Annotated in this window: 11 protein-coding genes; 9 read left to right on the top strand and 2 right to left on the bottom strand. The window is 64.4% G+C overall.

Annotated features, from left to right (window positions below; translation table 11 throughout):
* The first annotated feature begins 22 nt into the window (after positions 1–22).
* From ACQS5P_RS12770 to ACQS5P_RS12760, 3 genes are all read left to right on the top strand, one after another.
* A complete protein-coding gene (locus ACQS5P_RS12770) occupies positions 23–1435 on the top strand; it encodes an MFS transporter (protein WP_428936999.1) in 1413 nt (470 codons plus the stop codon).
* A gap of 423 nt (positions 1436–1858) precedes the next feature.
* A complete protein-coding gene (locus tag ACQS5P_RS12765; protein WP_428936998.1) occupies positions 1859–2635 on the top strand; it encodes a hypothetical protein in 777 nt (258 codons plus the stop codon).
* A gap of 332 nt (positions 2636–2967) precedes the next feature.
* Complete coding sequence (locus ACQS5P_RS12760) at positions 2968–3324, top strand: hypothetical protein (protein ID WP_428936997.1); 357 nt, start codon at positions 2968–2970, stop codon at positions 3322–3324.
* On the opposite strand, the gene ACQS5P_RS12755 is transcribed toward ACQS5P_RS12760, so the two are convergent.
* Positions 3263–4783, bottom strand: a complete 1521-nt coding sequence (locus ACQS5P_RS12755) for a carboxypeptidase M32 (protein ID WP_428936996.1) — start codon at positions 4781–4783, stop codon at positions 3263–3265. The two genes, ACQS5P_RS12760 and ACQS5P_RS12755, sit on opposite strands and share 62 nt — an antisense overlap.
* Before the next feature lie 113 nt (positions 4784–4896).
* Here ACQS5P_RS12755 and ACQS5P_RS12750 point away from each other — a divergent pair, with 113 nt between their 5' ends.
* On the top strand, positions 4897–5160 hold the full coding sequence (locus tag ACQS5P_RS12750) for a NifU N-terminal domain-containing protein (RefSeq protein WP_428936995.1): 264 nt from the start codon (positions 4897–4899) through the stop codon (positions 5158–5160).
* Positions 5161–5308: 148 nt separating this feature from the next.
* On the opposite strand, the gene ACQS5P_RS12745 is transcribed toward ACQS5P_RS12750, so the two are convergent.
* Positions 5309–7576 (bottom strand): hypothetical protein, encoded by a 2268-nt coding sequence (locus tag ACQS5P_RS12745; RefSeq protein WP_428936994.1) that lies wholly within the window; start codon positions 7574–7576, stop codon positions 5309–5311.
* A gap of 170 nt (positions 7577–7746) precedes the next feature.
* Between ACQS5P_RS12745 and ACQS5P_RS12740 the strand changes: the two genes are divergently transcribed.
* The 5 genes from ACQS5P_RS12740 to rpsI all read left to right on the top strand — a co-directional run bounded on the left by ACQS5P_RS12740 (position 7747) and on the right by rpsI (position 13353).
* A complete protein-coding gene (locus ACQS5P_RS12740) occupies positions 7747–9987 on the top strand; it encodes a sensor histidine kinase (protein WP_428936993.1) in 2241 nt (746 codons plus the stop codon).
* A gap of 28 nt (positions 9988–10015) precedes the next feature.
* The gene (locus tag ACQS5P_RS12735) at positions 10016–10678 is read left to right on the top strand and encodes an ANTAR domain-containing response regulator (protein WP_428936992.1); all 663 of its coding nucleotides are present in this window, start codon (positions 10016–10018) and stop codon (positions 10676–10678) included.
* A gap of 142 nt (positions 10679–10820) precedes the next feature.
* Positions 10821–12062: a serine hydroxymethyltransferase gene (gene glyA, locus ACQS5P_RS12730; RefSeq protein WP_428936991.1), complete on the top strand. Its 1242-nt coding sequence runs from the start codon at positions 10821–10823 to the stop codon at positions 12060–12062.
* Positions 12063–12392: 330 nt separating this feature from the next.
* Positions 12393–12824 (top strand): 50S ribosomal protein L13, encoded by a 432-nt coding sequence (gene rplM, locus ACQS5P_RS12725; protein WP_428936990.1) that lies wholly within the window; start codon positions 12393–12395, stop codon positions 12822–12824.
* A gap of 79 nt (positions 12825–12903) precedes the next feature.
* Positions 12904–13353, top strand: a complete 450-nt coding sequence (gene rpsI, locus ACQS5P_RS12720) for a 30S ribosomal protein S9 (protein WP_428936989.1) — start codon at positions 12904–12906, stop codon at positions 13351–13353.
* The last annotated feature ends 8 nt before the right edge of the window (positions 13354–13361 follow it).

Here is a 13361-nt window from a genome sequence, read left to right as displayed (position 1 = left end):
CGTTGAGACTGAATCTTAGCCGATGTCCGATCCGCAACACGCGAAAATTGTCTACGAGCCGCCGGACGACGATCGCCCCGCCAGCGCCACGCCCACCGAGACGCTGCTGGAGCAGCAGACGCCCGCCGGCCACGACGCCGCCGCTCACGACCCCTACGCGGCGCTGCGGAACCGGCACTTCCGCTTTCTGGCCAGCGGATTTTTCATCACCGTTATCGCCGCTCAGATGCAGACCGTCGCGGCGCAGTACCAGATCTACGCCAGGACCGGCTCGGCCCTGAGCCTGGGCGTGCTGGGCGGGGTGCTGGCAGTGCCGATGCTGCTGTTGGCGCTACCGGCCGGCGCGCTGGCCGATGCCTTCAGCCGACGCAAGATCGTGCTGGGCATGCTCTGCTGCAACGGACTGCTGGCGCTGGGGCTGGCAGGCCTGTCGTATGCCTGCGCCGACTGGCCGACACGACGCTGGGTCACCGCCATGTACCTGCTGCTGGGGCTGGGCAACGCCGCGGCCACCATCGGCCGACCGGCACGCACCAGCCTGCTGCCCCAGCTCGTCCCGCCCCGCATTTTCTCCAACGCCGTCACCTGGAACTCCAGCATCTTCGAAACCGCTTCGATGCTGGGCCCGGCGATCGGCGGGTTCGTCGTCGCCCGCAGCATCACCGGCGCGTACCTGCTGGCCTCGCTCTGCTGGTTCGCCTGCTGCTTTTTCATCTACGCCTTGCCCGACATCAAGCCCCCGCCGCGACAACGCTCCAGCTCGCGTCTGGCGGATCTGTTCGTCGGCCTGCGATTCGTCGGCAAGACCCGCCTCATGCTCGGCGCCATGACGCTGGACCTGTTCGCGGTCCTGTTCGGTGGGGCAACGTTTCTGTTCCCCGTCTTTGCCCGGGACATCCTTCACGTCGGCCCCACCGGCTTCGGCTGGCTCCGCGCCGCCCCGGCGATTGGCGCGTTCACCATGGCCCTGACCATCGCCCACCGACCGCCGATCCAACGCGCCGGACGCGCCCTGCTGCTGGCCGTCACCGGCTTTGGCGTGGCCACAATTATTTTCGGGCTGTCCAAAAACTTCTGGCTCAGCTTCGCGATGCTCGTCGCCACCGGCATGTGCGACAACGTCAGCGTGGTCGTTCGCCATACCCTCGTGCAGATGCTCACGCCCGATTCCATGCGGGGGCGCGTCAGCGCCGTCAACCAGATCTTCATCGGCTCCAGCAATGAAATCGGCGGACTGGAGTCGGGCCTGACGGCGCAGTGGTTCGGCCCGGTGATTTCCGTGGTTGGCGGCGGCGTGGGCACGCTACTGGTCGTCGGCACCGTCGGCGCGATCTTCCCCGAAATCCGAAAACTCGGCTCGCTCAGAGACATCCGGCCACACGAGCCGGAGGCGTCCGAACCGCAAGATTTGCCGGCAACCCCGGTCGCCAAGTAGAATAACAGATCGCATGGGAAGGAGTGATCACCTGCGGGCAGGATCACCCCATCACAGTGACAAACTGCCCGCACGCCGCTGTGCAAGCTCGGGATCGAAGTGGGAACCGATCATGGGCTACAGCCGGGCGGCGCGCAGTGGAAATTCACCAGCACTGCGTGACCCAGGCGCGATAGCACGCGATCGTGTGTTCGCCGCGCCGGCGGGGAAGCGTCGCAGCTCGCCCGCCATCGGATCACGGTGTACCGCAAGCAACCCAACGGCCGATGGCTTCTGCCCGCGATGCCCACACGTTGTCGCCGGTGGCGGAAGCGCCGTCGGAGGAACAGCGCCGAACCAGGCGCTGCGGCACGCCGGCGACACATGCAGGCTCTTCGAGTGTCGTAGTTCACACAACGGCTGCGGCTGCTGAGCGGGGTCGTTATGCAGCACGAGCAAACCACTCTACCTGAGTATGAACCGCGACAGACGCCGGCGGCTTGGTGGCCCTTCGTTCGCGTGGCGCTCATCGGATGGGCCGCGATTGGCGTATTTCAGTTTCTCGCAGGTCTGGCCGTCTTCGGCTATCGGGGGCGCGGGCTTCTTGTTATCCCAGGCGTCCTGGAATTTGTCGGCAGTGCATTTCTGCTGTTGGGCACGACGGTCGCATTCGCATCCAATTCGCGCGGCTTGGCATTGACCATTGGAGCCGCAGCACTCGCCCTATACGTTGTGCTCTCCACGTGGTTTGGTGGATCGGCGAGAAGCGGATCATACGTTCTGGTATTCCTCAGCAGCGTTCAGCATGTCTGGTTTCCCATCGCATTGGTGATTCTGAAGGTGAGGTCGCCCGGCGACACCCCGGCCGCGGCCAGTGATCGGCACCACTTTATGCAGCAGCCGCTCCAGTACCAAACGCCGCGGTCGTCGGCGCCGCGGCGTGCTTCGGTGTCCGCAGCGCCGTCTTATGCCCTGGTGGCCGGTGGATTCGTGCTCTGCGCATTGTCGGCGGTGCTGAATTGGACGCTACACGAGTATGGGTTGGCTTGGCTGGCCTTGGGGCCCTTGGGTATCGCCTGCCTTGCTCTGGGACTCCATCGCGTCTCATCCCGCGTCGTCAGCACCGTTGTGGGAGCGGTTGTGCTCGCGGCCGCCGGCTATGGCGTCGGTGTTCTGACTTGCTACTTTGTGGAGAGCCTTTTCGCATGGACAGCCCGGTAGCTCGCGGGCTAGGTCCCGCACGTCATGAATTTCGCCATCCGCGGCGCGACCCTCTGGAACGAGGCCTTGTCACACGGTGGAGTTCGCGTCGACTCGCCCAGTTGCTGCAGCACACGCCAATGCAGCGGACCGCCACGGCGGGAGCGGGCGCAGTAGAATGAGCGGCCGCGGTCGTCGCCACGACCGCTCAACGGCCCTACGTTATGCGGCAGAAGACCGTTACACGTCTCGTTGTCTGGATATCGCTCTGCTGCTGACATCTGGCCTCGTAGCTTTATCGCCGGGAAGGCTTCACTGAGCTGGCTGCTGCCACGTGCCTCGGCTGGGATGGCATGTGGTGGGATATCTACTACGATGACTTCCATCGAACACACGGCATCCAGTCCAGATTCGGCGGTCAAGTCATCGTCGATAACGCCACGGCATTGCGGGTTGTCGGCAAGGATCACATCTTGGCAACGGGCCATTCGGGCAACATGTATCTGATCAACGTCAACGAATGGGACTCCGATGACGTCCAATCGTTCGCCATCGAATTGGAGTGGCTGGACACGTTGAAGGCCGCGGGTGTCTGCGCCCCGACACTTCGCGACCGTGCCGCGTTGTATGAGTTGTCGATCCAGGCGGTCACACGCCGTAGTACTCGCTGGCCTTGCGCGCAAGATGCCGCATCAGGGCGTCGGCGCTGAGGTCAGAGCCGGTGACGCGCTTGACGAGCTGGCGCGCCGAATAGCGCTTGCCGTGGCGGTGGATCTTTTCGCGCAGCCAGTTCAGCAGCGGCGCGAATTCGCCGCGCGCGAACATCCCATCCAGATCGCCCAGGTCCTTGTGCGCCTGTTCGAAGAACTGGGCGGCGTAGAGGTTGCCCAGGCTGTAGGTGGGGAAATAGCCGATGGCCCCGCCGGCCCAGTGGATGTCCTGCAAGCAGCCCCTGGCATCGTCGGGCGGCGTCAGGCCCAGATACTGGCGCATGCGCTGATTCCACGCCGCCGGCAGATCGCGGGGCTTCAGTTCATCTCGCAGCATTGCCTGCTCCAGCTCGAACCGCAGCATGATGTGCAGGTTGTAGGTGGCCTCGTCGGCTTCGGTGCGGATAAGGCTGGGCTGGATGTCGTTGATCGCCCAGAGCCACTGGTCTTCGCTCACGTCATTGAGCGTATCGCCGAAGGTATCGCGAGCCTTCGGGAAGAAGTATCGCCAGAACGCACGGCTGCGACCGACGAAGTTCTCCCACAGGCGGGACTGGCTCTCGTGGATGCCCAGCGAGACGGAATCGGCGACGGGCAGGCCGAAGTGCTCGGCCTTGGGCAGACCCTGCTCGTACAGCCCGTGTCCGGCTTCGTGCAGGACGCTGAAGAACCCGTCGCCAAAGTAGTTTTCGTCGTAGCGGGTGGTCAGGCGCGTATCGCCGGGGCCGATGCCGGTGCAGAAGGGGTGGACGGTCACGTCCAGTCGCCCGGCGTCGAAATCGAAACCGATGGCAACGGCGGCGTCGCGTGCGAATTGCTGCTGAAGCGCTGTGGGATATTTCCGATGCAGGATCTGCACCGGGGCCTTGCGACCGCAGGACGTAACCCGCCCGACCAGCTCGACCAGCCGATCGCGGAACGAATCGAAGACGCGCTGCACGCCGTCGGCGGTCTCGCGCGGTTCATAGGCATCCAGCAAGGCATCGTAGGGATTGGACCGATACCCGACGCACTCGGCCTCGCGACGCTTCAACTCCAGCGTCTTGGCCAGCCACGGCTCGAAGGATGCGAAGTCCGACTTCCTGCGTGCCTCCACCCATGCCGCTTCGGCCAGGACCGCGGTGCGGGTCATCTCTTCGACCAGCTCGGTCGGGAGTTTTCGCGCGCGATCGTACAGGCGGCGGGTCTCGCGGACGTTGACCACAAGGTCCGCATCCTCAGGCCCGCTCTGGAAGAGCGTGCTGTGCTCGACTTCCCGAAGTAGTTCATCGATCCGTGGTGAGGTGAATTGTTCGTGGGTGAGCCTGGCGATCAGACCAAGCTGGTCGGCGCGGTGGGCGGTGCCCCTGGGCGGCAGGTGCGTGCGCTCGTCCCAGCCGAGCAGCGACCCGATCGAGTCAAGCAGAGCCACGTGGCGCAGCGTCTGCACCAACCGCCGATAGTATTCGTTATCTTCCATACGATTCTGCCGCAAGACACAGACAAAAAAATCCGGCAATTTTACTTATTTTCACATTCCGGCTCTGGATTGCCGATCTATGCGTGATATACTGCCCGCCGGAGACCGGAAACATGGCGTTCAGGGTCCAGGATGTGCAACCAACACCCAACCCAAACGCCGCGAAGTTTATCCTGGATCGCCCGATCGTCGAGCAGCCGATCAGTTTTTTCAATGCTGACTCGGCCAAGGGACATGCGCTGGCCGAGCAGTTGTTTGCGATCCCGGGAGTCAGCAGCCTGCTGCTGCTGAGAGACTTCATCACGGTCAACAAGGCGCCTCAGGCCCGGTGGGAACAGATCACCCCGAGGGTCAAGGCAGTACTGGCCAAGGCGTGATGTGGAATCTGGCGGAGAAAAGAGAAAATGCGAAACCTGCGGGCGATTTGCTCGTAGGAATCTATGCGAGAGCATCTTCCCTCCTTACCCCGTAGGTCTCACCCACGCCTACGGGGTTTTTTTTGGCGTTTTGGGCGGCGGGCGCGATTCACTCTTCGGCTTCCTGTAAGTCTTGCGCAGTCATTTTCTTAGCAATCTCCGGCGGGATCCGCCCGCCGGGGAACAGCATCGCCAGCTTAAAGCCGTCATGGGCGATGATGATCCGCCCGGCCGGATCCAGCCAAATCCGCTGTGGCTGGTCGGTGTTGGGAATCTTGCGGGTGAAGGTGGCTTCGAGCTTGAATGGCTCGGCGGCGTCGGGGGTCGGCTTGATCCGCAACACCCGCCCCGGCTGGTTGAACAGAAACAGCCGATTCTCCCCGGCGCGCAGCAACACCACCCGCTGGGCCGCGCCCACGGCCTCGGGCGGTAGTGGCCAGACCGTCTCCCGGCCAACGGAATCGATCCTGCGAAGCGTCCGCCGACCGTCGTAATAGCGCGTCCCGTCGGCTTCGACGAGGATCGCAGGCTCCGCCGGCGCCGTCGCCGCGGTGGTGGCTGGCAGGTTTGCAACCCCGGCGCCGGTCGCCGACTCGGTCTCGGTGAGCAGTTGCTCGCCTTTGCTCGGGTCCAGCGGTCGCCAATCCGTATCTACCAGCGCCCAGGCTCCGCCGCGCTCGATCGCCGGCCAGTTGTCCTTCGTCCATCCGACTCGCCCGCCCTCGGCGACATATTCCCAGACCGGAAGCCGCGGCGTGGGATCGGGCAGGGTCGGATCGATGATCAGCGTCGGCCCGTTGGGTGCCTCGGGTTTGCGGAACAGCCACCGCCCGCGGCAATCCTGCCCGATCAACTGGCTGAACGCCCGCTCGCCGGGACGCAGCAGCGGTCCGGAAAGGTGATTGCCCAGCCACCATCGCGGCCCTTCGACCTGGTCGATCACGATCCATTCCCCGCGCACGATGCTGAGCCTGCGACCCCTGGGTTGCAGTTCCTGAACCAGCCCCGGCGGCGCCAGCTCGATCGCCCGGCCGGGCTGAATGCAGATCCACGCCGGCGCGACGATCTGTTCGTCCTCTGCGTCACGTGCGATCGTCACGCCCGCCTCCGCGTAGAACACCGCCGCCCCATAGTCTGCACGCGCTATGACTTTCAACCCACCGGCACGCAGAACCATTCCCCCCAGCGAAGGCTGGATTTTGTTGCTCAAGAGCTGCTCGATGCGAATCTGTGCTTCCGGCGGCTGATCGGGTTGAAGCCTCTGAAGCACAGGCCAGATCCCCGGTCCATAACGCGTGAGCTGGTTGAATGCTGCAATCCGCTTCTCCGATTCAGGATCGGAAAGCTGCTGGACCAGGGCGATGATCTGCTGGTCTTCGATCGGGGCGGGGTCCAGCGGCGAGATCGCCACCTCCACCGTCTGGTCCTCTTTGACAACAAGCTGAAGCAGGCTGCCGTCAAGCATCGGCACCAGATGCAGCAGCTTTCTCGGCCAGCCGCTGGCCGGGTCGAGCCTGACCCACTGCCCATCGACGAACCGCACCGCCCCGTCGCTGCCTCGCCTGCCCTGCTCCCACGGCATCCAGGCCACCATCCCCCGCCAATCCAGCAGCGTCTGTGGCTGCGCGTAACTGCCCGGATCGAACTGATCGGCGGGGACAAACTCGTGATACAGCTCCATCGGCCGACGGTCGGGACGAAGGATCGAAACCCCTCGATCCGATGGCACCACGATCGCATCGTTCCAACTGAACGCCCGATGCCAGTGGTAGGCGTAGGTGTTGCCGATCTCCTGCCGACCGGCGCGGCTGACCAGCTCAAAGCCCTCGCCCGATGGTTTTCGCACCACGAGCTGCGGCTGCCAGGTGCCCTGTTCGTCGGGCCAGCGGTGCACGTACACGACCCGCTCGCGCGTCACGTGATCAAGCTTCTCGGCCGCGGAGTTCAGGACTGTATGTGTCGGCTCGGCGTCGGGGCGGGTGATCCACAGTTGCAGAAGGTTGTCCAGATAGATCGGCTCGGGGATGACGAATCTCGCCGCCTCCTTCATGCTCAGTCGCACCATCAGCGGCTGGGTTGTCGGATAATCAGGATAGTGAAGGCGGACCACGTCCAGATACTGCGTGGGCTTTGGCGGCGGTGCGGGGGCGCTGGCCGGGTGAGTCGCCGGTGCGGTGCCAGGGCTGGTGGGGGACAAAGCCGTCGGCACGGCGCTGGAACTGTGCGCGCGGCGGCGATACGCCTGAGCCACCAGCAGCACGCCCGCCACCACCACGCCCACCAAACACAGCACCATCGCCAGGCTGCGAGCGGCCCCGCCGAAGTGCTCGCGCCGGCTCAGTGGCTTTGTCAGTGGTTTTGCCCGTCGGTTCGACATCGGCCGGTCCATGCCGCAATGCCCCCGGTTCGATCAGGCGCCCATCCTACCAGAATTACGCCGGCCGGGCTGTCAAGCCGGACCCCAGCGTGGCAAACCTCCCGACCCGTGCCTCCCGTCGGTTTTCATGGTATTGTGTATCATCCGACCTTCTGCGGTTGGCCAGATCGATGTCTTCACCGTCAAGAGATTCTCCGCCCGGCCCGGCGAGCACCTACCTGTTGCCCGCCTGCTTCTTCGTGACCCTGGCGTCGGTCACGCTGATTGGCTGGTATCACCAGAGGCAGCAGGAGCGCCGCGAGATTCGACGGACCACCGAGCTGGTTCGAAGTCAACTGGCCAGCCGGATCGATCGAACATTTCGTGACACGTTGCGGCCGATCATGCGGATGCGCAACGACTATTACGAGGGACGATGGAGCAGCAAGGCCCAGTTCATCGACACCACCGTGCCGATCATGAAGGTCGTGCCGTCGTTCCGTTACCTGGCGTGGGTAGGAGCCGATGGTGTGTGTCGCGCCACCTGGGCGCGATCCCCACGGATCGAACAGAACCTGTCGATAGAAGGCCAGACAGTGACGCAGGACAGCCGCTGGTCCGAGCCGATCGCGCGTGCCCGAGCGGCGCGAGCTGCCACGATCGGCGGCGCCTGTCAGGCCGAGCCCAGCATCCTGCGGTTTGTGCTGCCGCTGTTCGATCCGCGGCGGCCCGATGGCGACTATGACGGCGCGCTGATCGGCGGGTTTTCGGTGCTGGACGTGCTGACCGATCTGCTGGATTCCCGCATTGATCGCGAGTTCAGCATCTGCCTGCACGACCGCGCGGGAAATCTGGTCCTGCGACAGGGAGGCCAACCGAGCGAATCGTGCGCCCGGCTCGTGGGGCCGGTCGATGCCGAATGGATGTTGGACGGTCAGCTCGTGCTGCACATCCAGCCCACCGCCGCTCTGTGGGACGCGGCGCTGGGTGCGCAGCCGGCGTGGATTCTGATCGTCGGCGGGCTGCTGTCGCTGCTGGCGCCGGGAGCGCTGCTCCAGGCGATGGTGTATCGTCGTCGAGACCGCCTGCGAAATCGTCAGCACCTGGAGGCGATCGAGTCGCTGAATCAGGTGTCGGCGTCGCTGACCGCCAGCCCCGGCGACGGCATGCTCGTGCTCGAACAGCTTGCCGCCGAAGCCCGCAACCTGCTTCATATGCCGGTGGTCAGCATTCTGCTGTTGGAGCCGGACCAGCGATCGATGCGGGTGGTCTACACTCGGGGCACGGCCTCGGCGCCGCTGGATCAGGTCTACAGCCTGGATGAACTGAGCGCCTCGCGCCAGGCCATGCGCACCGGACAGATCGTCACTTGCTCCGACATGGCCAAAGACCCCGGCGTGGCCAATCCGCACCTGGGCCGTCGTTACGGCGTGGTGGCGCTGCTGGTGATCCCGCTGCTGGTCAACGGCCGGGCGCTGGGCACGATGGTGCTCAGCGATCGCCTCCCGCGCCAGTTCACTGAACATGAGCTGCACATGGCCCGGCTCTGGGGCGCGCAGGCGGCGGTCATCCTGGCTCACAGCCAGATGTACAGCGAGCTTCGCAATCAGGCCGAAACCAACCGGACCCTGTTGCGCGAGCTGAATCACCGCGTGAAGAACAATCTGGCTGGAATCGCGGCGCTGCTGTCGATCGACACGCCCCCGGATCTGTCCGACACCGCGCGCGCCTGGCTGGATCGGGTTACCGCACGGATCGAGACCATGGCCAGGGCGCATGATCTGTTCAGCGGTGGCGTGCAGCGCGTGGAGCTGGGCGAGTTGCTCCGCCGCACCATGGACGGCGTGCAGGCGCTGCGGCCGCCGGGCACACGTTTCCACATCGAACTGCCCGACACGGTCGCCAATGCCCCGCTGCCGACCCATCGCGCCGTGACGCTGGCGATGATCCTGCACGAGCTGTGCTGTAATGCGATGGAGCACGGACTGGCCGGAGCACGCGGAACCGTACACGTGCGCGGTAGGTGCGTCGGCCCATCACGACTGGCCATCGACGTGATCGATGCGCTGGATACGCCGCACTCCCGCAACTATCATCAGCACGGCAATGGCAACGACAACGGCTGGCCCCAGGGGCTGATGCCGACCGATCCGTCTGCGACCTCCGATGCCGCCGCCGAGGTGCATGCCGATCGCCCTGCGACAGATTATTCGGCGGGTGTCGGGCTGAAGCTGGTGGCAGGGCTGGTCGGGCGCGAGTTGCGTGGGCGGCTGACGATCCGCCCAACGCCACAGGGCGGCACGATCGCCACCGTCGAATTTCCGCTCCCCGACGGTTCGCTGCCCCAGACGCTGCCGACATTGCCGCTGCCGCACAAACACGCGATCGATGCCCGTGCCTCGATCGCTGTCACCAACACCAACTCCAACTGAGCCTCACCCCGACTTCTAAGGCCCGATGATGAGTCTTCCGCTGAATCCAACAGAATCCTCCGGTCCGGCCAGTTTCGCCGGCCAGAACCCGGCTGCTTCGGATCCGCGTGCGCCGCGACGCGCCCTGATCGTCGAGGACGACACGCTGGTGGGAATGGGCATCAAATCCATGCTCGAACGCCTGGGGCATGTGGTCGTTGGACAGGCCGCCACTCGACAGGAGGCCATCTCGCTGTTCAGTTCCCAGCAACCGGATCTGGTGCTGATGGACATCCGTCTGGACGACGTTGACGGTATCGAGCTGACGCGCGAGCTGCTGGTGCAACGCCGCTGCCCGGTCATCATCCTCAGCGCCTACAGCGATCCCGAGCTGATCCAGCGCGCCGCCGATGCAGGCGTGTTCGGTTATCTGGTCAAACCCGTCACCCGCGAGGCACTGGCGGCGCAGATCCAGGTCGCCATCGAGCGCTTCGAGGAACGCGAGCAACTCCGCGATCAGCGCGACCAGGCCGCACAGGCCCTGGAGGCCAGAAAGCTCATCGAACGCGCCAAGGGGATCCTGATGAAACGGCTGAAGCTTTCCGAACCCGACGCCCACCGCAGATTGCAGATCGAAAGCCAGAAACGCCGCATCAGCATGGCCGAGATCGCCAGAAAAGTGATCGAATCCGAGTCGCTGTTGGGGCAATGAGCAGCGACAGGATCGTTTGCCGCCCGAACCCGAAGCGCACGCCACGCAGCTCGGCTGACAAGGCCGCCCGCCTCCGCTACAATCCCGCGCCTTCTTGAATTCCCGTACGCATTCCCGGAAACCGAAGGGAGCCAACGTGTCCATGTGCCTGGAAGAAACCGATCCAACCGTCGCCGAGATCCTCCGCAATGAACAGCGGCGGCAGGAATCGACCCTGGAGCTGATCGCCTCGGAAAACCACGTCTCGCGCGCCGTGATGCAGGCCACGGGAAGCGTGATGACCAATAAGTACGCCGAAGGCTATCCGGGCGCGCGCTACTACGGCGGATGCCAGTACTACGACCAGATCGAAACCCTGGCCATCGAACGCGCCAGGCAGCTCTTCGGCTGCAAGTACGCCAACGTCCAGCCCCACAGCGGCGCCAACGCCAATCTCGCCGCTTTCATGGCCATGATGAAGCCGGGCGATACCTTCCTGTCGCTTCAGCTTTCCAGCGGCGGACACCTCAGCCACGGAATGAAGCTGAACGCCTCGGCCATCTTCTGGAAGCCCGAGTTTTACGACCTTGACCCCCGCACCGAAACGATCGATTTCGACAGCGTCCGCGCCAAAGCCAGAGAGCATCGCCCGCGGATGATTCTCTGCGGCTACAGCGCCTATCCGCGGACGATCGATTTCGCCAGGTTCAGGCAGATCTGTGACGAGGTCGGGGCGCTGCTGTTCGCCGACATCGCGCACATCGCCGGGCTGGTCGCCGCGGGCGTACATCCCTCGCCGTTCCCCCATGCACATGTGGTCTCGACCACGACCCACAAGACGCTTCGCGGCCCGCGCGGAGGGCTGCTGATGACCAACGACGACGAGCTGGCCAAGGCGATCAACCGAAGCGTGTTCCCCGGATCCCAGGGCGGACCGCTGATGCACATCATCGCCGCCAAGGCTGTCGCCTTCGGCGAGGCGCTGCGACCGGAATTCAAGACGTACGCTCAGCAGATCGTGAAAAACGCCAAAGCGCTGGCCGATGCGCTGATGAAAAAGGGGTATCGGCTTCAGTCCGGTGGGACGGACAATCACCTGATGCTGGTGGATCTGCGCGCCAGAAACGAAGCCTACACCGGCGCGGATGCGGAAAAAGCGCTGGAGCAGGCCGGGATCATCGCCAACAAGAACGCGATCTACAACGACCCGCGTCCGCCCAAGATTACCAGCGGCATCCGCCTGGGCACGCCGGCACTGACCACCCGCGGCCTGAAGGAAGCGGAGATGGCGACGGTAGCGGACTTCATCGACCGCGCCCTGGCCGCCAAGGACGACGCTGCGACGATCGCCAAAATCCGCGCCGAAGTCGCCGACTTCGCCGCCAGGTTCCCGATGCCGCATTAGGCGTGATGTGCCTGTCTTGTCCGGCAGCGCACAATCAACACGGCGATTGAGGCTTGGGTCGGTGCGAGGAACAGTGTTGTCTTGGGCTCTCAGGGAACCCCGATAGCGGTGGTCTTTCGTGCCTGGAGCGGCCCGCCCCGTGCTTGACAGCGGGGGCGGGGTGGATAGACTGCTGCGTCCTTCGAATCCGGCGGACGGCGTCCGGCGGAAACGGGGGTGTTTTGGTTTTTTGCCGGGCGACTGTCGCTCACGCCGCGGTCCACAGCGGCTACCGGCGCGAACGCAGGTCCGGACGATGCGGCGGGCAACACGCCGCCCCAAGGAAACGTCATGAGCACGTATATGCCCAAACCGGGCGAAATCAAGCCGCAGTGGCACGTCGTGGACGCCAGCGGGCAGATCCTGGGTCGGCTGGCGGCTCGTATCGCCACCATCCTCCAGGGCAAACACAAGCCCACTTACGCCCCTCACGTGGACTGCGGCGATTTTGTCATCGTCCTCAATGCTGAAAAGGTGCGGGTCACCGGTCGCAAGGCCGACGCGATCCAGTACGAGACCTACAGCCGCTACCCCGGCGGGAGACACCTGTACCCGTTCCGCGTGATGCAGCAGCATCACCCCGAGCGGATTGTCCAACTGGCGGTCAAGCGCATGCTGCCCAAAAACCGCATGGGACGGCATATGCTCACCAAATTGAAAATCTATCGCGGCGACCAGCACCCGCATGCGGCGCAGCAGCCGAAGGAACTGAAGTTAGCCTGAAAGGAATCGCCCATGCCCAAGGCCCAGTGATTCGTCATCATTCGGTACTTGGAATTCGACATGTGGCGTTTGAATTGATATGTCCGAGACCGTAACTCCCACGATCGAGCAGTCCAGCGAAGCCGCGGCTCCGAAGGTCAGGCCCAGTTACGTCTGGGGGGTGGGCCGACGCAAGACTTCCGTCGCCCGCGTGCGCATCGCCCCGGGCACTGGCAAGATCGAGGTCAACGGGCGAAGCATCAACGACTACTTCACCGCCGAACAGGATCGCAAGGCGATCTTCGGGCCTTTGGAGGTCACCAACACCGGCGGGAAGATGGACGTGTTTGTCAACACCACCGGCGGCGGGCTGTCGGGGCAGGCCGGCGCCATCGTCATGGGCCTGGCGCGTGCCCTGGCCAAGTACGACAGCTCGCTGGAGGGCACGTTGCGCAACGCCGGCTTCCTCACCCGCGACAGCCGCATGAAAGAACGCAAGAAATACGGCCAGCGCGGCGCACGCAGGCGATTCCAGTTCTCCAAGCGGTAAAGCGAAGA

It is taken from the genome of Fontivita pretiosa, assembly GCF_050410795.1.
GTDB lineage: Bacteria > Planctomycetota > Phycisphaerae > Tepidisphaerales > Tepidisphaeraceae > Fontivita > Fontivita pretiosa.
Note: the sequence above shows the minus strand (reverse complement) of the source record. Positions and strands in the feature narration are given on the sequence as shown.